The organism is Peptoniphilus sp. SGI.035 (genome assembly GCF_050315115.1).
Classification (GTDB): domain Bacteria; phylum Bacillota; class Clostridia; order Tissierellales; family Peptoniphilaceae; genus Peptoniphilus_A.
Genome location: NZ_JBNPOJ010000001.1, coordinates 75,680 through 97,476, shown reverse-complemented (window position 1 = coordinate 97,476; position 21,797 = coordinate 75,680). Strand labels below are relative to the sequence as shown.

General features: G+C 30.0%; 19 protein-coding genes and 2 other annotated features. All 19 genes read left to right on the top strand.

Annotated elements, in window-relative coordinates; translation table 11 throughout:
• The first annotated feature begins 11 nt into the window (after positions 1 to 11).
• Positions 12 to 962: a phospho-N-acetylmuramoyl-pentapeptide-transferase gene (gene mraY, locus ACQRC6_RS00525; RefSeq protein WP_427847251.1), complete on the top strand. Its 951-nt coding sequence runs from the start codon at positions 12 to 14 to the stop codon at positions 960 to 962.
• Positions 963 to 971: 9 nt separating this feature from the next.
• The gene (gene murD / locus ACQRC6_RS00520; protein WP_427847250.1) at positions 972 to 2,291 is read left to right on the top strand and encodes a UDP-N-acetylmuramoyl-L-alanine--D-glutamate ligase; all 1,320 of its coding nucleotides are present in this window, start codon (positions 972 to 974) and stop codon (positions 2,289 to 2,291) included.
• Complete coding sequence (locus ACQRC6_RS00515; protein WP_427847249.1) at positions 2,292 to 3,404, top strand: FtsW/RodA/SpoVE family cell cycle protein; 1,113 nt, start codon at positions 2,292 to 2,294, stop codon at positions 3,402 to 3,404.
• Positions 3,401 to 4,480, top strand: a complete 1,080-nt coding sequence (gene murG, locus ACQRC6_RS00510) for an undecaprenyldiphospho-muramoylpentapeptide beta-N-acetylglucosaminyltransferase (RefSeq protein ID WP_427847248.1) — start codon at positions 3,401 to 3,403, stop codon at positions 4,478 to 4,480. Before ACQRC6_RS00515 ends, murG begins: the two co-directional genes overlap by 4 nt.
• 4 nt (positions 4,481 to 4,484) lie before the next feature.
• Positions 4,485 to 5,339, top strand: coding sequence for a cell division protein FtsQ/DivIB (locus ACQRC6_RS00505; protein WP_427847247.1), 855 nt, complete (start codon positions 4,485 to 4,487; stop codon positions 5,337 to 5,339).
• A 115-nt stretch (positions 5,340 to 5,454) separates the two neighbouring features.
• Positions 5,455 to 6,543: a cell division protein FtsZ gene (gene ftsZ / locus ACQRC6_RS00500; RefSeq protein ID WP_427847246.1), complete on the top strand. Its 1,089-nt coding sequence runs from the start codon at positions 5,455 to 5,457 to the stop codon at positions 6,541 to 6,543.
• Between the two features lie 148 nt (positions 6,544 to 6,691).
• Positions 6,692 to 6,889, top strand: a binding site (T-box leader).
• Between the two features lie 33 nt (positions 6,890 to 6,922).
• Positions 6,923 to 8,431: a 2-isopropylmalate synthase gene (locus ACQRC6_RS00495; RefSeq protein ID WP_427847245.1), complete on the top strand. Its 1,509-nt coding sequence runs from the start codon at positions 6,923 to 6,925 to the stop codon at positions 8,429 to 8,431.
• Between the two features lie 10 nt (positions 8,432 to 8,441).
• Positions 8,442 to 9,809: a 3-isopropylmalate dehydratase large subunit gene (gene leuC / locus ACQRC6_RS00490; RefSeq protein WP_427847244.1), complete on the top strand. Its 1,368-nt coding sequence runs from the start codon at positions 8,442 to 8,444 to the stop codon at positions 9,807 to 9,809.
• Positions 9,806 to 10,372: a 3-isopropylmalate dehydratase small subunit gene (gene leuD, locus ACQRC6_RS00485; RefSeq protein ID WP_427847243.1), complete on the top strand. Its 567-nt coding sequence runs from the start codon at positions 9,806 to 9,808 to the stop codon at positions 10,370 to 10,372. The genes leuC and leuD overlap by 4 nt, the downstream gene beginning before the upstream one ends.
• Positions 10,369 to 11,424, top strand: a complete 1,056-nt coding sequence (gene leuB / locus ACQRC6_RS00480) for a 3-isopropylmalate dehydrogenase (protein WP_427847242.1) — start codon at positions 10,369 to 10,371, stop codon at positions 11,422 to 11,424. Before leuD ends, leuB begins: the two co-directional genes overlap by 4 nt.
• 65 nt (positions 11,425 to 11,489) lie before the next feature.
• Positions 11,490 to 11,698: a binding site (T-box leader), on the top strand.
• Positions 11,699 to 11,729: 31 nt separating this feature from the next.
• Entirely contained in the window at positions 11,730 to 12,500 is a 771-nt protein-coding gene (locus ACQRC6_RS00475; RefSeq protein WP_427847241.1) for an ABC transporter ATP-binding protein, read from the top strand.
• A gap of 2 nt (positions 12,501 to 12,502) precedes the next feature.
• Positions 12,503 to 14,158, top strand: coding sequence for a biosynthetic-type acetolactate synthase large subunit (gene ilvB, locus ACQRC6_RS00470; protein WP_427847240.1), 1,656 nt, complete (start codon positions 12,503 to 12,505; stop codon positions 14,156 to 14,158).
• 3 nt (positions 14,159 to 14,161) lie between these two features.
• Complete coding sequence (gene ilvN, locus ACQRC6_RS00465; protein WP_427847239.1) at positions 14,162 to 14,638, top strand: acetolactate synthase small subunit; 477 nt, start codon at positions 14,162 to 14,164, stop codon at positions 14,636 to 14,638.
• A gap of 13 nt (positions 14,639 to 14,651) precedes the next feature.
• The gene (gene ilvC / locus ACQRC6_RS00460; RefSeq protein WP_293557146.1) at positions 14,652 to 15,647 is read left to right on the top strand and encodes a ketol-acid reductoisomerase; all 996 of its coding nucleotides are present in this window, start codon (positions 14,652 to 14,654) and stop codon (positions 15,645 to 15,647) included.
• 13 nt (positions 15,648 to 15,660) lie between these two features.
• A complete protein-coding gene (gene ilvD, locus ACQRC6_RS00455) occupies positions 15,661 to 17,325 on the top strand; it encodes a dihydroxy-acid dehydratase (protein WP_427847238.1) in 1,665 nt (554 codons plus the stop codon).
• Positions 17,326 to 17,514: 189 nt separating this feature from the next.
• Positions 17,515 to 17,973 carry a transcriptional regulator NrdR gene (gene nrdR, locus ACQRC6_RS00450; RefSeq protein ID WP_075658609.1) on the top strand — a complete coding sequence of 153 codons (459 nt, stop codon included), beginning with the start codon at positions 17,515 to 17,517 and terminating at the stop codon, positions 17,971 to 17,973.
• 1 nt (position 17,974) lies between these two features.
• Complete coding sequence (locus tag ACQRC6_RS00445; RefSeq protein WP_427847237.1) at positions 17,975 to 19,276, top strand: replication-associated recombination protein A; 1,302 nt, start codon at positions 17,975 to 17,977, stop codon at positions 19,274 to 19,276.
• A gap of 286 nt (positions 19,277 to 19,562) precedes the next feature.
• On the top strand, positions 19,563 to 20,024 hold the full coding sequence (locus ACQRC6_RS00440; RefSeq protein ID WP_427847236.1) for a hypothetical protein: 462 nt from the start codon (positions 19,563 to 19,565) through the stop codon (positions 20,022 to 20,024).
• A 377-nt stretch (positions 20,025 to 20,401) separates the two neighbouring features.
• Positions 20,402 to 21,790 (top strand): asparagine--tRNA ligase, encoded by a 1,389-nt coding sequence (asnS, locus tag ACQRC6_RS00435; protein WP_427847235.1) that lies wholly within the window; start codon positions 20,402 to 20,404, stop codon positions 21,788 to 21,790.
• The last annotated feature ends 7 nt before the right edge of the window (positions 21,791 to 21,797 follow it).

Here is a 21,797-nt window from a genome sequence, read left to right as displayed (position 1 = left end):
ATAAAAATAATATGAATTATTTAGTTAATTTAGCATTGGGTTTAATTTTTTCATTGATTTTTGGAAAAATTTTAATCCCAATATTAAAAAGATTGCACGCAGGTCAAAGTATAAGAGAAGATGGACCACAAAGTCACATGATAAAAAGCGGCACACCCACAATTGGTGGATTAATATTTTTATCTTCTGTAATAATCACAACTTTACTTGCAGGAAATTTCAAAGTATCTGTTCTTATGATATTTTTCTCTACACTTGCCTTTGGAGCAGTGGGATTTATAGATGATTATATTAAAGTTGTTATGAAGAGAAATTTAGGACTTCGTGCCTATCAAAAACTTCTTTTACAAATTATAACTGCTGTAATTTTAATTATCTATCAATATAATTCTAAAAATATGGGAACAGACTTATACATTCCTTTTTTAAAGGATTATAGATCCATTGGACTTTTTTATGTTCCCTTTATAATTTTTGTAATCGTAGGAACTGTTAACTCAGTAAATTTAACTGATGGTCTTGATGGTCTTTCTACTAGTGTTACAATTATTTGTCTACTGTTTTTTAATGTAGTTGCAGTTAAATTTCAAAGATATGAAATTGCAACTTTCTGTACTGCACTTGCAGGAGCTTTAGTTGGTTTTTTATTTTTCAATAAATATCCAGCAATAGTTTTTATGGGTGATACGGGTTCTCTTGCACTTGGTGGAGCAATTTCTGCAATAGCTCTTCTTTTAAATGTGCCTTTAATTCTACCAATAGCTGGAGGAATATATTTTATAGAAACTCTTTCTGTTATTATTCAAGTCATAAGTTTTAAGACAAGGGGAAAGAGAGTATTTCTCATGTCGCCACTTCATCATCACTTTGAACAAAAGGGTTGGCATGAGAAAAAGATTGTTGCAGTATTTTCATTAGTTGAACTTATATTATGTGTAATTTCATATTTAATATTATTTTAGGTGATAAAAATGTTAGAAAACAAAAATATTCTTATAATGGGTTTTGGAGTAACGGGAAAAGCTACTTTAAAATTTTTAAAGGGATTTCCATGCAAAATTTATATTTTCGATAGCAATAAAGATCTTCAAAAGTTAAATGTAGATGAGGATTTTATAATTTTTAAGGAAGAAGACTTAGAAAAGATTGATTTAATTGTAAAAAGTCCAGGAATTTATCCTTTCCACGAACTTTTAGTTAAAGCAAGGGAAAAAAATATTGAAATAATTTCTGATATTGAATTAAGCTATAGAAATTTAAAAACTAATAATGTAATTGCAGTTACAGGAACTAATGGAAAAACTACAACTACCACAATTATTGGCGATATTCTAAAGAGAAAAGCAAAGACTTTTGTAGTTGGAAATATTGGAAGGGGAATTTTAGAAATAACTGAAGAAGCAAATAAAGATGATTATATTGTTATAGAAGCTTCGTCTTTCCAATTAGAAGATACAAAAACTTTTAAGCCCCATATTGCACTTTTAACTTATGTAACTAGTGACCACTTAGATTGGCATAAGACTACACAAAATTATATTGACGCAAAATTTAAAATTTTTGCAAATCAGGATGGCGATGACTTTGCAATTTTAAATTATGAAAATAAGGAACTTGCCCAAAATTATAATTTAAAGGGCAAAAAATATTATTTTTCAATGAAAAAGATTTCAGAAAAGGGAGCTTATGTTGAAAATGGAAAAATTTATTTTAACGATGGCGAAAATATCGAAGAGATTTTAGAAATAAGGGACATTAAAATTCCCGGAGAACACAATATAAAAAATATTATGGCAGCTATTATTGCCACAAAACTCTTAAATATTGATACAGATATTATTAGGAAGAGCATAATCTCTTTTACTGGAGTTGAACACAGAATTGAATTTGTAAGAGAAATTCAAGGGATAAAATATTATAATGATTCAAAGGGAACAAACCCAGATTCAACTGAAGTTGCAGTTGCTGCAATGGATGGTGATGTAATTCTTATAGCAGGTGGATATGACAAGGGTGCAAATTTTGATGAATTAATAGAAAAGTCCAAAGACAAGTTAAAAACTGTAATTTTGTATGGAGAAACTGCAGAAAAATTTTCAGATTCTTGTAAAAAATCAGAAGTTGAATTTTATATTGTAAAAAATTTAAACAAAGCCGTTGAGCTTGCAAATAAATTGGCAGTTAAGGGAGATGACGTTCTCCTTTCTCCTGCCTGTGCATCTTGGGATATGTACAGTGATTATGAAGCTAGAGGAAGACATTTTAAGGATTTAATTAGAGAGTTGGTATAGATGAAATTAAAAAAGGAGATGAAAGATGTTGATCTAATGCTATTAGTTAGCATGATACTTTTAGTAGTAATAGGTCTTATTGCGGTTACATCAGCATCTTTTCCCACTGCAAAAAAATACAATTTAAATAGTTTTCACTATCTAATTAGGCAGGGAATATTTCTAATTTTAGGAATAATCTCCATGATTTTAATAATTCGTGTGCCTAGGGCAGTAATTTATAAGAATATTTCATGGTTATTTCCTTTAAGTGTAATATTAATTTTATTACTATGGACACCTCTTGGATCTGCGAAAAAAGGTCAAGCAAGGTGGTTGGACTTTAGGGTAATACCGCTTAGATTTCAGCCCTCAGATATTTTAAAAATTTCATCTATTATTTATTTGTCAAAATATCTTTCAAGAAATATTTATACCCTTAGAGAACCAAGGACATTTATTACAGCCGTTGCTATAATGGGCATATCCGTAGGACCAATTATGATTAAGGACTTTTCTACTGCGGTAGTAATAGGAGTGGCACTTTTTGCAATACTTCTTGCTGCAGGCATTGATAAGAAGCAGTTTTTATTTTTAGTAGCATTAGGTGGTATCTTTATATGGCTTGTTTTAAAGGATCCAGAAAATAAATTTAGAATTAAAAGAATTTTAGGATTTGTATCAGATTCTACAAATTATCAATCAGCAGATTTATACCAAGCAAGACAGTCACTTTATGCTTTTGCTCTTGGTGGTTATTCAGGCGTTGGACTTTTTAGATCTAGACAAAAATATACAAACTTGCCAGAAGCATACACTGACTTTATTTTTTCAGTGATAGCAGAAGAATTTGGATTTATAGGAACTTTTATAATTATTTTGCTTTTTATAATTTATATTTATAGAGGTTATATGATTGCCTTTAAAGCAACAAATTATTTTGATAAATTCACTGCAATTGGTATGACAACCTATATTGGTATACAAGCATTTTTTAACATGGGGGTATGTGCAAAACTCCTACCTGTTACTGGTATTACACTTCCCTTTATATCCTATGGAGGAACGGCACTTGTAATAGCAATTGTATCTACAGCAATTTTACTAAAAATCTCGAAAGAAGGCACTATATGAAATATATTTTATCTGGGGGAGGAACTGGTGGACATATTTATCCAGCTCTTGCCATAGGCGAAGAAATAAAAAAACAAGACGAAGAGGCAAAAATTTTATATGTTGGCAAAAAAAATTCTTTAGAAGAAGAACTTGCAAAAAAATACAATTTTAATTTTCAAGGAATAGATATTTCCGGTTTACCTAGAAAAAAATTAAATAAAGACACTGTAATTACTTTTTTTAATTTAATGAAGGGTTTAAATCAGTGTACAAAGATATTAAATACATTTAAACCAGATATAGTTATTGGTACTGGTGGATATGTGTGTGCTCCAATAGTTTTTAAAGCACAACAAAAAAAGATAAAGACTGCTATCCAAGAGCAAAATGCGTATCCAGGAAAGACTAATAAAATTTTGGGAAAAAAAGCAGATTATGTTTTTATAAATTTTATGGAAGCAAAAAAATATTTAAGTAACGATAACATTGTCTTTACAGGAAATCCAATAAGGGATGTTTTTTCACATCTTGACAGAAATAAATCAAGAGAAAAATTAAAAATAAAAAATAAGGAACAATTTGTATTTTCTTTTGGTGGAAGTGGTGGACAAGAATCTACTAATGACGCAATTTTGGAAATTTTAAATAAAAAGGAAAAATTACCTTTCAAGCTAACCCATGTAACTGGTAGAGAACACTATAAATCATTTATGGAAAAATTAGGGGAAATACCTGAAAATGTTGAGATTTTAGACTATACTCACAGCGTTTACGATTATCTTTCTAGTGCAGATCTTGTAATTGCATCATCATCTGCAATGACTTTGGCAGAAATTTCAGCAATAGGCATAGCATCAATTTTAATACCAAAGGCATATACTGCAGGAAATCATCAGTATTACAACGCTATGAGTTACAGCAATATGGGTGCAAGCTCAGTTATTGAAGAAGAAAACTTAAATGGAGATATATTATTAAGAGAAATAGAAAATATATTAAACAATGATGAAGAAAGAAACATGATGGCAGAAAATTCCAAGAAATTAGCAAGTCCTGACGCTGTTTCAAAAATTGTTGATTTAATTTTAAAGTGATTTTATGAAAAAGATGAAAAAGAAAAAAAGAAAACTAAATAAGAAAAGAAAATATTTTAGAATTTTTACTAGGTTTTTTTTGTTTTTTTTCTTCGTTTTTTTGTTGATTTTTGCATTAAAAAATTCTAATCTATTTAATATAAAAAATGTAACTATTGAAGGCAATAAAAATGTAACTGCCGCTACTATAAAAAAGGTTTCTGAGCTCAAACAGGGTAATAAATATTTTGTAATTTCTAAAAAGAAAAGACAAGAAAGGATAAAATCTATTCCTTACATAAGGGATGCAAAAATATCATATAGTATTACTGGAAAAGTCAAGGTTAAGGTAACTGAAAGAACTCCCTATTATCAAATGGAAACAAACGAATACCTTCTAATTGACGAAGATTTTAGAATACTTGAAAACTCAAAGAAGAAAGCTGATAATTTAATAAATTTAAGTGGTTTTAATTTAGAGGATCAAAAGCCAGGGAGTTACATTTTAAATAATAAAGAAGATGAGGAAAAAAAGGATCTTCTTCTTGAGATAAAAAAAGAGGAATATTCACTTAATGGAAATATAAAAGAAATTGAATTAATGGATTCTATTGCAACTTTTACAACAGTTAGTGGAATTAAAATTGAATTTGGCTCTTACAATAATACATCTTATAAATTAAAAATGCTCTCTTTAATTTTAGATGATATTAAAAAGACAAATAAAAACGCTGTTATTATTCAAATGGAAAAGGGTGAGAGCCCAATCCTTATTACTAATGATGAAAATAATGGCGACAATAAAAACAATAAGGAATCGGAAAAAGAAAATTCTAAAGAAAATAATGAAAAAAGTTACAAGGAAATAGAAAAAAATTAGTAAAAGCAAATAAAAGTTAGCAAATGACCTTTATATATTGACTATTTGCGATTATTTCTATAAAATAATGGTAATGAATAAAAATACAATTAATTAGTATAAGAGGAGGATGTTTATGTTGGAATTCGATATGGATCAAGACGAATTTGCCAAAATTAAAGTAGTTGGCGTTGGTGGCGGCGGAAACAACGCTGTTAATAGAATGATTAACGCTGGTGTTAAAGGTGTAGAATTTTTAGTTTTCAATACTGATAAACAAGCATTAAAAAATTCACTTGCTGAAAATAAGATTCAACTTGGTGAAAAAATAACTAAAGGTCTTGGAGCAGGTGCGAATCCTGAAGTGGGAGAACAAGCAGCAGAAGAATCAATTGATGAAATTAGAGAAGCTCTTGAAGGTGCCGACATGGTATTTATCACTGCAGGAATGGGTGGAGGTACTGGTACTGGCGCAGCTCCTGTTATCGCTGATGTTGCAAAAGAATTAGGTCTACTAACAGTTGGTGTGGTTACAAAACCATTTACATTTGAAGGTAAAAAAAGAGCAAAATCTGCTGAATTAGGAATAAATTCTCTAAAGGGAAAAGTTGATACATTAGTTATAATTCCAAATGACAGACTTCTTAGCATTGCAGACAAAAAGACTAGCTTCTCACAAGCTTTTGAAATGGCTGATGACATTTTAAAACAAGGTATTCAAGGTATCTCAGATTTAATTTCTGTACCTAATTTAATTAATCTTGACTTTGCTGACGTTAAAACAATTATGTATGACAAAGGTGTTGCTCACATGGGTATCGGTCGTGCTTCAGGTGATGATAGAGCTACTGAAGCTGCAAAACTTGCAATCAATTCTCCTCTACTAGAAACTTCTATTGAAGGAGCGAAATCTGTTCTGTTGAATATTACTGCAGGATCGGACCTTGGTATTTTTGAAGTTAATGAAGCAGCAGATTTAATTAGAGATTGTGTATCTGAAGATGCAAATATTATCTTTGGTGCTGGAATTGATGAATCACTTAAAGATGAAGTAAAGATAACAGTTATAGCAACTGAATTTGAGCAGTATAAAGATGAAAAGAAGGATAAAAAAGAAAATAAAACTGAAGTTTCAGGAAAAAGTCCCCTTGAATCTTTTGAAGATACTGAAGAAGATAATGGCGAACTTAAAATCCCTTCTTTCTTGAGAATTAATAGAAAATAATTTTATTATATTCATAATATAACATTGTGGACATTGGAGACAATGTCCTTTTTTTATTAAAATTAAAAAAAACACTTGACAAAACCAAATTTACACTTTAAAATTTATTCTTAATTACTGAAAAAAAGAATTGTACAATTTTTAATACTATATAGCTATGGGAAAAAGCGCAAAATTTATCTAAGTTTTAGAGAGATGTTGTTTGGTGAGAAACATTACTTGAATTTTTTGCAACTCATTTTCTCGCATCACTATTGAAAAAAGTAGGTAGTGACGTATAACTACGTTAAAAGTTTCAAGTGGCTGTAAAGCAATTTAGGTGGTACCGCGATCATTCGTCCTGAGATTATTCTCAGGACTTTTTTATTAGGAGGAAAAGATGGAAAAGATAGTAAAAATTTTTGACACAACATTAAGAGATGGAGAGCAATCTCCAGGATGCTCAATGAACAGAAAAGAAAAGGTCCAAATGGCTCATCAAATTGAGAAATTGGGAGTAGATGTTATTGAAGCAGGTTTTGCTGCATCTTCAGTAGAAGATTTTAATTCAATAAGAGAGATTGCAAAAATAGCAAAAAATATGACTGTCGCTTCTCTTGCAAGATGTAATAAAAATGATATTGATAGGGCTTTTGAAGCTTTAAAAGATGCAAAAAATAAAAGATTGCACATTTTTATTGCTACAAGTGACATTCATATGGAATATAAACTAGAAATGACTAGAGAAGATGTTAAAAATTCTGTCAGAAAGCATGTTACTTATGCAAAAGAAAAATTTTCTGACATTGAATTTTCATGTGAAGATGCTACAAGAACAGATATAAATTTTATGATAGAAGTAATTCAAATTGCTGTAGATTGCGGAGCAACAACAATTAATATTCCTGATACTGTTGGCTATATTATGCCAGAAGAGTATGCAGAAATCATAAGAAAGGTAAGAGAAAATGTTGTAGGAATAGAAAATGTAGATATATCCGTACATTGTCATAATGATTTAGGACTTGCTGTTGCAAATTCACTTGCAGCAGTAAAAGCAGGAGCAACTCAAGTTGAATGCACAGTAAATGGTATAGGGGAAAGAGCTGGCAATACAGCGATGGAAGAAGTTGTAATGGCATTAAAAACAAGAAAGGGCTTTTTTAATATAGATACAAATATTAATACTAAAGAAATAATGAAATCTTCAGAGATGCTCTCTTCAATTATTGGAGTTAAAATAAGTCCAACAAAGCCAATTGTCGGTAAAAATGTATTTAGTCATGAGGCTGGAATTCACCAACATGGTGTTTTAAAAAATAAAGAGACTTATGAAATAATGGATCCTTCAATGATAGGTTATAAAGCAAATTCTTTTGTATTAGGCAAGCATTCTGGAAAGCATGCATTAAAACAAAAGTTAGAAGAGCTAGGTTTTATTGTAGACGATATGGAAATGAATGGAATTTTTGAAAGATTTAAAGAAGTTTCCGATGCAAAAAAAGAAATTTATGACGATGATTTAATAGCAATAATGAGTGCCAACAATAAATTAGTTCCTGGAGGATATGAGTTCTTAGATTATCAATCTATGACAAGCAATGGAAAAGATTCTAAGACAATAATAAAAGTTAGAAAAGATAACAAAGAAATAGAAATGGTAGGTACTGGCAAAGGTCCAATTGATGCTGCCTTTGATGCAATGAGAAAAATAACATCTAGAAACATTAAGTTAAAAGATTTTTCCATAAATTCAGTTACACAAGGAAAGGATGCACTTGGGGAAACTATAATCAGAGTATACGATGAAGATACAAAGATGACACTTGGTGCTAAAGGTTTAGACAATGATATTATAAAATCTGGAATATTATCTTATATAAATGCAGTAAATAGAATTGAAAGGTAAGGGCTGGAATATGAAAACACTATTTGAAAAAATTTGGGATAGACATGTAATTACATCAAAAGATGAGAAAGATTTACTATATGTTGATCTTCATTTAATTCATGAAGTTACATCTCCTCAAGCTTTTGAGGCATTAAGGATTAAGAATAGAAAATTTAGAAGACCTGACTTGACCTTTGCTACAATGGATCATAACACACCTACAAAAATAGAAAATAGGAAAAATATTTCAGAAATTAAGGATAAACTTTCAAAGGAACAGTTAGAAACTTTAGAAAAAAATTGTAAAGAATATGGAATAGAACTTTTTGATATGAATTCAGAAAATAATGGAATAGTTCATATGATTGGACCAGAGATGGGACTATCTATTCCTGGTAAAACAATAGTGTGTGGAGATTCACATACCGCAACACATGGAGCTATGGGAGCAATAGCTTTTGGCATAGGTACAAGTGAAGTTGAAGATGTATTTGCAACACAATGTATTTGGAACAAAAAGCCAAAAAATATGGGAGTTAAAATTACTGGACAGCTTGGAGAAAATGTAAGTTCAAAGGACATTATCCTAAAATTGATAAGTGAATACTCAACTTCTTTTGGCAGTGGATATGCAATAGAATTTTATGGAGAAACAATAGAGAATATGGAAATGGAAGAGAGACTTACACTTTCTAATATGGCTATTGAGGGCGGTGCAAAATTTGGGATTATAAAACCAGATGACAAGACTATAAACTATATTAGAAATAGAAAATATACACCAAAGGGAGAAGCTTTTGAAAAATATTTAAGTTCAATCAAAGATTTATACACAGACGATGAAAGTTGCTTTGATAAAATAATAAATTTAGATGTAAGTAATTTAAAAAGACAAGTAAGCTATGGTACAAATCCATCTATGACTTGTGATATAGATAAGCAGTTTCCGAAAATAAAATCAGAAGAAGATAGAAAATCCTATGAATATATGGGAATTAAAGAAAATATGAGAGCAGAAGAACTAAAAATAGATACAGTTTTTATTGGCTCGTGCACAAATGGAAGAATTATAGATATGAAAATAGCAGCTGATGTTTTTAAGGGACATAAAGTAAAAGATGATATACGCTGTATAATTGTTCCAGGTTCTATGGAAGTTAAAAGATATATTCAAGAAAAGGGATTAGATAAAATATTTTTAGATGCAGGATGTGAGCTTAGGGAACCAGGATGTTCATATTGTTTAGCCATGAACGATGATAAAATTGATGAATTTAAGCATTGTGTATCTACTTCAAATAGAAACTTTGAAGGAAGACAGGGGAGATTTTCTAGGACGCATTTAGTATCGCCATATACAGCGGCTCTTTGTGCAATAGAAGGGAGAATAGTATGAAAAAAATAGAAGTAATTAAATCAAAACCAATAATTATTTTTAAAGATAATATTGATACAGATATACTAATTCCAAAAAATTATTTAAAGACGACTAAAAGAACTGGTTTTGAAAAGGCACTATTTTCACCATGGAGATATGATGTGAATGGAAAAGAAATTAAAGATTTTCCGCTTAATATTGATAAAAATAAAGATAGAAAAATTTTAATAACAGGAAATAATTTTGGATGTGGTTCCTCACGTGAACATGCAGCATGGGCACTTATTGACTATGGGATTGATGTTATTATAGCAGGGGGATACTCACCTATTTTTTATATGAATTATATTAACAACAATAGACTACCAATAATTTTAGAAGAAAAATACAGAAGAGAACTTGAAGATGATATTGAAATAGAAATAGATCTTATAAATAAAAAAACAATTCAAAAAGGCAGAATTTATAGTTTTGAAATTGAAGATTCTTTCAGAGAAAAATTAATAAATGGAGAAGATAATATTTCAGAAATCTTAAAATATGAAGATTTAATAAGCTCATATGAGGAGAGTAAAATATGAAAGAAATTTTAGTTTTAAAGGGAGATGGAGTTGGAGAAGAAATCATAAATTCCGCTCTAATGGTTTTAGAAGTAGTTTCAAAAAAAAGTGATTTTAAATATAATTTGAGTTTTGCCAAAATAGGCGGAGATGCTATTGATAACTATGGAGATCCCTTCCCAGAAGAAACCAAAGAGATGCTTAAAAATAAAGATGCAGTGCTCCTTGGAGCAGTTGGAGGACCAAAATGGGATAATATTGAAAGCGATAAAAGACCAGAAAAAGGGCTTTTAAGACTTAGAAAAGAAATGGGAGTTTATATTAATCTTAGACCAGCAAAAATTTATGAAAAATTATTAGACAGATCTCCAATAAAAAATAATATAGTCAAGGGCTTAGATATTTTAATTGTAAGAGAACTTCTAGGAGGAATTTATTTTGGCAAGAGAGATACCTATATAGAGAATGGTATAAGGAAGGCCTATGATGTAGAATGCTACGACGAAAATGAAATTAAAAGAATTGCAAAATATGCATTTATGGCAGCTAAAAATAGAAGAAAAAAATTAAGTTTAATAGATAAGGCAAATGTTCTTGATTCTTCAAAGCTTTGGAGAGAAGTTGTTAAGGAAATTCATGAAGATTTTAAAGAAGTAGAACTTGAATTTTTATATGTTGACAATGCCTCTATGCAGCTAATAAAGAATCCTAGAAATTTTGATGTAATTTTGACAAATAATATTTTTGGAGACATTTTATCTGATGAATTAAGCGAAATAACAGGATCTATTGGCTTACTTCCTTCGGCATCAATTGGAGATAATATATCGCTCTATGAACCAATACATGGTTCAGCTCCAGATATTGCAGGCAAGAATATTGTAAATCCAATTGCAACAATTCTTTCAGTAGCAATGATGCTTAAATTTTCCTTTAATAGAGAGGATTTAACAAAAAAAATAGAGGAATCTGTTAAAAAAACTATTGAAAATAATATTTTAAGTTTTGATTTAAATAAAGAAAATTACTATTCTACAAAAGATATAACAGACGAAATTATTAAAAATTTATAAAAAAAACTTGACACTTTTAGAAAATTAAATTAATATAATTAACAATATTAAAAAATAGTTATATTAATATTGCGCTAAAGAAAAAGGGTAATAATTAAAAAACATTAAGAGAGTTGCAGTTTGGTGAGATGCAATTGTTTTGATTATTATAGATCATTTTCTAGCATCATTTCTGAAGTAAGTAGGAAGTGACGGTTAAAGCCGTTATTTTAAATTAAGTGATTAAATTTTATGATTTAATAATTTAGGTGGTACCGCGAATTTCGTCCTGAGAATATCTCAGGACTTTTTTATTAGGAGAAAAGATGATAGAGTTTTGTGGAGTTTCCTTTGTTAGAGATGGAAAAAATATTTTAAAAGATATAAATTTAAAGATTAAAAGTGGAGAAAATTGGCTTGTATTAGGACCAAATGGCAGTGGTAAAAGCACACTTTTTTCAATTCTTATGGCATATAGAATTGCCACAACAGGAAAAATTAAGTGCTTTGGGAGGGAATTTGGAAAAGAAAATTGGAATCCAGTTAAAGATAAAATTGGAATTATTTCATCGACTATGGAAAAATTCAACCCAACATTTTTTAAAATGACTGTAAAAGAAATTTTAATTTCAGGTATAAAAAAGACTATTGGAATTTATGAAGAAGTTACAAGTGAAGAAGAAAGAATTGCGGAAGAATATATAAAAGAATATAATCTATCCACTTTAAAGAATGAATATTACAAAAATTTATCTTCAGGTGAGAGAAAAAAAGTTTTAATTGTTAGAAGCTTAATTCAAAAGCCAGAAGTTTTAATTTTAGATGAACCTTGTGCATCATTAGATATATACGAGAGGGAAAATATTTTAGATACATTAAGAAAAACCAACACCAATTTAATTTATATCACACATGATGTTGAGGAAACAATTCCAAAAATAACAAATGTACTATTATTAAAAGACGGAAAAATTTTTAAATGTGGAAAGAAAGATGAAGTTTTAAATTCGGAAAACTTAAAAAAATTATATGGTATAGATTTGAATTTAACCAAAAAAAATAATTATTACTCAATAGAAGTTAAGAATAGGAGGTAAAATTGAAATACAGTGGAAATGAAATAATATTAAAGACACTTACTAACCTTGGAATAGACACTATATTTGGATATCCCGGAGGAGCGGTAATTGATTTATACGATGCTATTTATGATTACAAAGATATTATTAATATAAGAACATCTCATGAGCAATCAGCAGCACATAGTGCAGATGGATATGCTAGAAGCTCAGGGAAAACTGGCGTATGTCTTGCGACAAGTGGTCCTGGTGCTACTAATTTAGTAACAGGAATTGCAACAGCTTTTATGGATTCCGTTCCAATGATAGCTATAACAGGCAATGTATCTACTTCTCTTTTGGGAAGAGATTCCTTTCAAGAGATTGACATTGTCGGCATGACGATTCCAATTACTAAGCATTCCTTTTTAATAAAAGATATAGAAGATTTAGAGTATTCAATTGTAAGAGCATATGAAATAGCAAATGATAAGAGAAAAGGGCCTGTTCTTATAGATATTCCAAAGGATATACTTTCTTCTAAGGCAGAATTTAAAAATTTAAAAGCCAAAAAGGAAGAGTATGGCATTATTCCTAATAGATATGATTTATTAAGAATTTCTAATTTGATAAACAATGCAAAAAAACCTGTCGCCTATGTTGGTGGAGGAGTTAAAAGTTCCGGAGCATATTTAGAACTTAGGAAACTTTTGAAAAAGGGAAAAATCCCAAGTTGCCATACAATTACTGGTAAGGGTGTACTAGATCCAAATGATGATTTAGACCTTGGACTTGTTGGGATGCATGGTAATCAAAGTGCAAATTATGCAATTGAAGAATGTGATTTATTAGTTGCTATTGGAGTTAGATTTTCTGATAGGGTTGCACTTAATAGAGATAAATTTGCTCCAAATGCAACAATTATTCAAATAGATATTGATGAAAGTGAAATAGACAAGAATGTCTTTGTTGATATAAATGTTGTATGTGATATTAAAGATATTGTTTCTGAATTAGAACCCCTAATTTTAGAAAAAGATAGATGCTCTTGGCAAAATAGAATTGCTGAATTAAAAGAAAAAGATAGAGAGCTAATGAACAAAGAAGAGGGAATAAAACCCTTTGATATAATAGACATTATCAATGAAGATATGGATGAAAATACAATAATAGTAACAGATGTTGGGCAACATCAAATGTGGACTGCACAAAGAGCAAAAATTTATAATCCTAGAAATTTTATTACTAGTGCTGGTCTTGGAACTATGGGCTTTGGAATGGGAGCAAGCATAGGAGCTAAATGTGCCAATAAAGATAAAGAAGTAATTCTGATTACTGGAGATGGCTCTTTTCATATGAATTTAATTGAATTAGCTACATCGGTATATTATGGAATGAAAATTATCGTAATAGTGCTAAATAACAATGCTTTGGGAATGATAAAACAATGGCAGCATTTAATATATCATGATAGATTTTCACAGACAAAAGGCAGAAATACAAAGTTTGACATTGTTGCAAAGGGATTTGGGGCAATGGGATATGATGTAAACTCAATAGAAGAATTTAGAGACGCTTTTAACAAAGCAAGAGCAAGTAAAATAACATCAGTGATAAATGTGAATATATCAGATAAAAATTTAGTTTTACCAATGATACCAGCTGGTGGAACAGTGGATGATTTAATTGTGGAGTAATTTATGAAGTATGAAGTATTAAGTTTATTAGTAGATAATCAGTCAGGAACACTTACAAGGATAGCTTCTCTATTTGCAAGAAGAGGCTATAATATTGAATCTCTTACAGTTTCAGCTGTTAAAGATAGTAAGTATTCTAAAATAACGATAACAACTATTATAGAAGACAAACATGAGTTAAAGCAAATTGTTAGTCAATGTGCAAAACTAGAAGTAGTTAGAGATATTGAAATCATAACTAAGGAAGATGTTGTACAAAGAGAGATTTGTCTAGTAAAGATAAAGTGTAAAAGTGAAAAGGCAATAGAAGTTGTTAATATTGCAAATATATATAAAGCTAATATAGTGGATTTTTCAAAGGACTCACTAATAGTTGAAATTACAGGTAAGCCTGCAAAAGTCGATGCCTTTTTAAAGGTCATTGAATCTTATGAAATTATAGATTTTTGTAGAACTGGCATAACAGCCATGAAAAGATGAAGGGAGTAAAAAAATGATAAAAAAATATTATGACAAAGACGCAAATTTAGAATTATTAAAGGGTAAAACAGTAGCTATTATTGGCTTTGGATCTCAAGGCCACGCTCATGCGCTAAATCTTAAAGAAAGTGGAGTAAATGTAATAGTTGGACTTCACGAAGGTTCTAAATCAATACAAAAAGCAAGAGAATATGGACTAGAAGTTTTTAGTGTAGAAGAAGCTGCAAAAAAAGGCGACATGGTTATGATGCTTGTTCCAGATGAAATTTCTGCTGATTTGTACAACGAAAAAGTTGCACCAAATATGAAAAAGGGAGATACATTAATGTATGCCCATGGATTTAACATTCATTACAATTTAGTAAGGCCATCAGAAGATATAAATGTAATTATGGTTGCTCCAAAGGGACCAGGACACACAGTTAGAAGTGAATATGAAAAGGGAGCAGGAGTACCTTCTCTAATTGCAGTATATCAAGATGCAACAGGTGATGCAAAGGATCTTGCTCTAGCATATGCATCAGGAATTGGAGCAGGCCGTGCAGGAATTCTTGAAACTACATTTAAAGAAGAAACTGAAACAGATTTATTTGGAGAACAAGCTGTACTTTGTGGTGGAGTTACAGAACTTATGAAAGCAGGTTTTGAAACTTTAGTAAACGCAGGATATGAACCAGAAATGGCATATTTTGAATGTATACATGAAATGAAATTAATTGTAGATATGATTATTGAAGGCGGATTTGAAAATATGAGAAATTCAATTTCAAATACAGCTGAATATGGGGACTACCATGCAGGCAAAAAAATAATTGGTAAAGAAACAAGAGAAGCAATGAAGGGTATTCTTGATGATATACAAACAGGTGCCTTTGCATCAGAATTTATGACAGAATTTTCATCAGGAAGAAAAATTAAATTCTTAACAACAAGAAGAAAAGAAAGAGAACATCAATTAGAATCTGTTGGTAAAGAACTTAGAAAAATGATGGCTTGGTTAGATAAATAAGAGAGGAAAAATTATGAAATTGAGGAGTGATAATGTAGTAAGGGGACCCGAAAGGGCTCCCAACAGGTCACTTTTTTACGCATTAGGATATACTGATGAGCAGTTAGATAGACCACTTGTTGGAATAATATCTGCATACAGCGAAATAGTACCAGGTCATATGTTTTTAGACAAGCTTGAAAAAGCTGTAAGAGAAGGAGTTCTAATGAATGGAGGAACTCCTATAATGATTCCATCAATAGGAGTATGTGATGGGATAGCTATGGGACATACAGGAATGAAATATTCACTTCCAAGTAGAGAACTCATTGCAGACAGTTTAGAATCTATGGCTATTGCACATGGTCTTGATGCATTAGTGCTTATCCCTAACTGCGATAAAATTGTACCTGGAATGATAATGGGTGCACTTAGAGTAAATCTTCCTACTATTTTAGTTAGTGGAGGACCAATGCTTGCAGGACGTGACCAAAATAATGAAATTTCGCTATCAAAAATGTTTGAAGCTGTTGGTGCATTTAAGGCAGATTTAATAACGGCAGAAAAACTTATGGAATTAGAAAAATCCGCTTGTCCAAGTTGTGGATCATGTGCTGGAATGTATACAGCTAATTCAATGAATTGTCTTAGTGAAGCAATAGGTCTAGCTTTAACGGGAAATGGTACAATCCCAGCAGTATACTCTGAAAGACTAAGATTAGGTAAAAAAACAGGAATGCAAATAATGAATCTTTTAAAAGAAGATATAAAAATAAAAGATATCATAAATAAAGATTCAGTTAAAAATGCACTAGCTTGTGATATGGCTCTAGGCTGTTCAACAAATACAATTCTTCATCTTTTAGCAATTGCAAATGAAGCAGGAATTGAAGTAGATTTAAATGATATAAATAAAGTTAGTGATAAAGTTCCAAACCTTTGTCATCTTGCACCAGCAGGAGACACTCATATAGAAGATTTATACTTTGCTGGTGGTATTGCAGCTGTTCAAAAGGAACTTTCAAAGAAAAATTTGTTAAAACTTAATGTTATAACTGCAAGCGGTAAAAGCCTTTCTGAAAACATAAAAAACGCAGTAAATAAAAATAAAAATATCATTAGAGATATTAATAATCCATTTTCTGAAACAGGAGGACTTTGCGTTTTATTTGGAAATATTGCAAAAGATGGAGCAGTTGTAAAAAAATCTGCTGTGGCAGACAATATGTTAAAGCACACTGGACCAGCTCGAGTATTTAATTCAGAAGATGATGCTATAAAGGCGATTTATAGTGGAGATATAAATCACGGTGATGTAGTAGTAATTAGATACGAAGGACCTAAGGGTGGACCGGGAATGAGAGAAATGTTAAACCCAACATCAGCACTTGCAGGTATGAAACTTGATACATCTGTTGCCCTTATAACAGATGGAAGATTTTCAGGAGCAAGTAGAGGTGCATCTATTGGACACGTTTCTCCAGAAGCTGCACAAGGTGGAGCTATTGGAATAATAAATGAAGGGGATTTAATAGAAATAGATATATTAAATCATAGTTTAAATTTAAAAGTATCTGATGAAGAATTTAATAGTAGAATGAAAAACTTTACACCACTTGAAACCAACAAAGTATCGGGATATCTAAATAGATATAGAAGACTAGTAACAAGTGCTGATAAAGGAGCAATATTAAAATAGGTTCAAAATAAATAATTTTGAGATTTAATTATGAAATAACCCCCAAAAGTTGTATCTAAAATCCAGCTTTTGGGGGTCATTTTGTAATGTGTTCGGTCTTTTTATGATTAGTTTAATTGATTAATAAATTTTTAAGTGATATTATATTTTAAAATAGTCTTTTAGACTGTATTAAATGAGGTGAAGACAATGAAATGTCCTTTTTGCGGATACAATGATTCAAAAGTTTTAGACACTAGACCAACAGATGAAGGTTATACAATTAGAAGAAGACGCGAGTGTTTAAAATGTCAAAAAAGATTTACTACTTATGAAAAAATAGAACAGTCTCCTGTAATGGTTATAAAAAAAGATGGAAATAGGCAAGCTTTTGATCGAGAAAAAATAATTAAGGGAATGATCAAGTCATGTGAAAAAAGGCCAGTTTCTGCTGATAAGATAGAAGAAGCAGTTAATAATATCGAAAAGAAAATTGAAAACTCTATGCGCCGAGAAATTACTTCTCTAGAAATTGGAGAAATGGTAATGAATGAACTAAAAGATTTAGATGAAGTTTCCTATGTAAGATTTGCATCAGTTTACAGGGAATTTAAAGATTTACAATCTTTTGTTGATGAACTTGAAAGTTTTGTAAAAAAGAAGAATTAATATGGACTTATTTGAACTTAGCATGCAAAAAAATTTAATGAAGCAGGCACCTCTTGCCGATAGGATGAGACCTAGAAATTTGCTTGAGTTTGTAGGACAAGATCATGTTATTGGCGAGGGAAAATATCTTTCACGACTTATAAAAAGCGACAGACTTAGCTCAATTTTATTTTATGGTCCACCTGGAGTTGGAAAAACCACTTTGGCAGAAATAATTGCAAAGACTACAAATAAAAATTTTATAAAACTTTCTGCTGTCACATCAAACTTAAAAGAACTTCGTGAGGTTTTGGAAAAGGCTGAAGACTCTATGAAGTTTCACGATATTTCAACAATAGTTTTCATTGACGAAATTCATAGATTTAATAAGACGCAACAAGATGCACTTTTGCCTTTTGTAGAAAGAGGAGTAATAACTTTAATTGGAGCAACAACAGAAAATCCATATTTTGAAGTTAATAGAGCTTTGTTGTCTAGGATGCAAATAATAAATTTATTTCCACTTGAAGACAAGGATTTATTCAAAATATTAGAAATGGCTTTAAGTGATAGGGAAAGAGGATTTGGCAATAATAATATAGAGATCACAGATCTGGCAAAAAAAATTCTTATAAAAAACTCCAATGGAGATGGAAGATTTTTGTTAAATAGTTTAGAAATTGCAATTCTTTCAACGGATAAAATTGATGGGAAAATTTTAGTGGATGAAAATGTAATAGAAAATTCTCTTTTAATAAAAAATGTAAAATACGATAAAAATAATAATGAGCATTACGATACAATTTCTGCTTTTATAAAGTCCATGAGAGGCTCTGACCCAGATGCAGCTCTTATTTATCTTGCAAAGATGCTTGAAGGTGGAGAGGACATAAAATTTATTGCAAGAAGACTTATGATTTTTGCATCAGAAGATGTGGGGAACGCAAATCCACAAGCAATGGTCATGGCTTCAGCGTGTTTTAATAGTGTCAACGCTGTGGGAATGCCTGAAGCTAGAATTATTTTAGCACAGACTGTAACTTATCTTGCATCCTCAGAGAAATCAAATGCATCCTATCTTGGTATTAATAAAGCCATGGCGGATGTCAGAAATTCAAGTAATATAATTATTCCTAAAATTATTAGAGACAAGCACAATCCGCAAAATGAAACTAATGAAAATTATTTGTATCCACATAATTATAAAAACTCCTATGTAGATCAAACTTATATGCCAGATAATTTTATTGGCAGAAAGTATTATGAACCAAAAAATATTGGTTATGAAGAGATTATTAAAAAGTATTTAGATGGTTTAAAATGAGCTGTGCTCTTCTAAATTAGATACAGAACATAAAAATAAAGATTCTATATGTTAATTTATTAATGGGGATTCTTCTATTATAGATTTATTGTCAACAACTATTGCGGCAAAAAAGATTATTAGAAAAAATATAAGTAACGGTTTAGCTATTAAAAACATTAATGATCGTGAAAATGCACATAGTAGAATAGATGACATCACATAATCTGTTGTATTGGACTTTATGTATAGTAAAAACATTACAGTTTTACATATGCTATAATATTATTTTTAGAGGTGTATGGTCATGAAATATAGAAAAGTAGTAAATTTCATTTATATTATGTTTTTCATATTCTTTTTATTTATAACACTTAATTATAAAGACACTATACAGTTACCCACAGGAGGAGAACAAAAAATCAGTAGAACTCGAGTAGAGGAATTTTTTGATGCCAATATTACAGATGAAGAATTAAAAGCGAGCGACATTTCACGTTATGTAATTTTATTTATTTGGCTAACTCATTTATCTGTATTTGCACTTCAAGATAAGTCCATAAATAATATAAAAAGATTTTTAAAAAGTGCTAAAAATAAAGTTTTTGTTATATTCATTTTTGTATTATTTATAATTTTAAAAAGAATAATTTTTAGCTTAGATTATTATACTCTGCCTATGATTTTTTTAAACTCCATTACAGCAACAGTATTTATGTTTTATTTTATAAATTCAAAACAAGTAAATGAAGCAGAAGATTATAAATGATAATATACTTCTGTAAATGAGATACAAAACATAAAAATAAATATTCTATATGTTAATCTATTAATAGGACTTTTACCTATTAATAGATTTTGTTTTTTAAACAGAGCTAAATTAAGATAAAGTTTCTATCAAAATCTTATTAAACTTATTAAAGTATTCATTGATTTGATATAATCATATTTATAGATAATGTTATTCCTTTTTAGTTTTGATTAATTTAATTAATTAGGATTTTTATCTATTTTCTATTATTTAATTTTGCATTTATTTCATTTGATTGGTTTAAAATGTGTAAAATTGACAAATTAGAGGTTTAATTATATACTTAAATATTATATACTTAAGTAACATATTAGTAGTTCAAATTAGGAGGAATTATGTCAATTAGCATTAGAGATATTTTTAAAAATCCAGAAGATTTTTTAGATAAAGAAATTTTATTAAATGGTTGGATAAAAACAAGTAGATCATCAAAGAATTTTGGTTTTATTGAGCTTACAGATGGTACAACATTTAAACCAATTCAAGTAGTTTATGGAAAAGACTTGGAAAATTTTGATGTAATTGAAAAATATCCAATTAGTTCATCATTAGAAGTTAGTGGAAAGGTTGTAAAATCTCCGGGAAAGAATCAATCTTTTGAACTTCAAGCAAATAAAATTGTTGCAATTTGCTCATCTGATCCATCTTATCCTCTACAAAAAAAGAGACATACATTGGAATATTTAAGGACAATAGCACACCTCCGTCCTAGAGCCAATACTTTTAATGCTGTTTTTAGAGTAAGATCATTAATTGCTTTTGCGATTCACAAATTCTTCCAAGAAAGGGGATTTATTTATGTTCACGCTCCAATTATTACAACATCAGATGCTGAAGGTGCAGGAGAAATGTTTCAAGTAACAACACTTGATATAGAAAGTATTGCAAAATCTAATCCAACAGAAGTTGATTATTCAAAGGACTTTTTTAACAAAAAGACTCATTTAACTGTATCTGGTCAACTTGAGGCAGAAGCATTTGCAGAGGCTTTCAAAAATATTTATACTTTTGGACCTACATTTAGGGCAGAAAATTCAAATACTCAAAGACATGCAGCTGAGTTTTGGATGATAGAACCAGAAATGGCATTTGCTGATTTAAATGTAAATATGGATGTTTCAGAAGAAATGTTAAAATATATAATTTCTTATGTACTTGAAAATGCGCCACAAGAAATGGAATTTTTCAACAATTTCATTGATAAAGGTCTTCTTGAAAGATTACAAATTGTAGTTGATAATGAATTTGCAAGAATAACATATACAGAAGCCATTGAAATTCTTGAAAAAGCTGATAGAGAATTTAATTATCCTGTAAGCTGGGGCATTGATCTTCAAACTGAACATGAAAGATATATTACAGAAGAAGTTTACAAAAAACCAGTTTTTGTAACTGATTATCCTAAGGAAATAAAGGCTTTTTATATGTATCAAAATGATGATGAAAAGACTGTTGCGGCAATGGACCTTTTAGTTCCTGGAGTTGGTGAAATCATTGGTGGAAGCCAAAGGGAACACAGGCTTGAAGTGCTAGAAGAAAAAATGAAAAACATTGGAATGAATATGGATACTTATGATTGGTATCTTGATTTGAGAAGATATGGTTCTGTTGTTCATTCTGGTTATGGTCTTGGGTTTGAAAGAGCTGTAATGTATATAACTGGAATGAAAAATATAAGAGATGTAATTCCATTCCCAAGAACTGTTGGAAATGCTGAATTTTAGGAGTTAA

Coding starts and splice junctions, on each gene's coding strand:
- ACQRC6_RS00495 (WP_427847245.1), top strand. CDS start 6,923: ATGGAAAAGATAGTAAAAATTTTTGACACAACATTAAGAGATGGAGAG.
- murD (WP_427847250.1), top strand. CDS start 972: ATGTTAGAAAACAAAAATATTCTTATAATGGGTTTTGGAGTAACGGGA.
- ACQRC6_RS00475 (WP_427847241.1), top strand. CDS start 11,730: ATGATAGAGTTTTGTGGAGTTTCCTTTGTTAGAGATGGAAAAAATATT.
- ACQRC6_RS00505 (WP_427847247.1), top strand. CDS start 4,485: ATGAAAAAGATGAAAAAGAAAAAAAGAAAACTAAATAAGAAAAGAAAA.
- ilvN (WP_427847239.1), top strand. CDS start 14,162: ATGAAGTATGAAGTATTAAGTTTATTAGTAGATAATCAGTCAGGAACA.
- nrdR (WP_075658609.1), top strand. CDS start 17,515: ATGAAATGTCCTTTTTGCGGATACAATGATTCAAAAGTTTTAGACACT.
- asnS (WP_427847235.1), top strand. CDS start 20,402: ATGTCAATTAGCATTAGAGATATTTTTAAAAATCCAGAAGATTTTTTA.
- leuD (WP_427847243.1), top strand. CDS start 9,806: ATGAAAAAAATAGAAGTAATTAAATCAAAACCAATAATTATTTTTAAA.
- ilvC (WP_293557146.1), top strand. CDS start 14,652: ATGATAAAAAAATATTATGACAAAGACGCAAATTTAGAATTATTAAAG.
- ilvD (WP_427847238.1), top strand. CDS start 15,661: ATGAAATTGAGGAGTGATAATGTAGTAAGGGGACCCGAAAGGGCTCCC.
- ACQRC6_RS00440 (WP_427847236.1), top strand. CDS start 19,563: ATGAAATATAGAAAAGTAGTAAATTTCATTTATATTATGTTTTTCATA.
- ACQRC6_RS00515 (WP_427847249.1), top strand. CDS start 2,292: ATGAAATTAAAAAAGGAGATGAAAGATGTTGATCTAATGCTATTAGTT.
- ftsZ (WP_427847246.1), top strand. CDS start 5,455: ATGTTGGAATTCGATATGGATCAAGACGAATTTGCCAAAATTAAAGTA.
- murG (WP_427847248.1), top strand. CDS start 3,401: ATGAAATATATTTTATCTGGGGGAGGAACTGGTGGACATATTTATCCA.
- leuB (WP_427847242.1), top strand. CDS start 10,369: ATGAAAGAAATTTTAGTTTTAAAGGGAGATGGAGTTGGAGAAGAAATC.
- leuC (WP_427847244.1), top strand. CDS start 8,442: ATGAAAACACTATTTGAAAAAATTTGGGATAGACATGTAATTACATCA.
- mraY (WP_427847251.1), top strand. CDS start 12: ATGAATTATTTAGTTAATTTAGCATTGGGTTTAATTTTTTCATTGATT.
- ACQRC6_RS00445 (WP_427847237.1), top strand. CDS start 17,975: ATGGACTTATTTGAACTTAGCATGCAAAAAAATTTAATGAAGCAGGCA.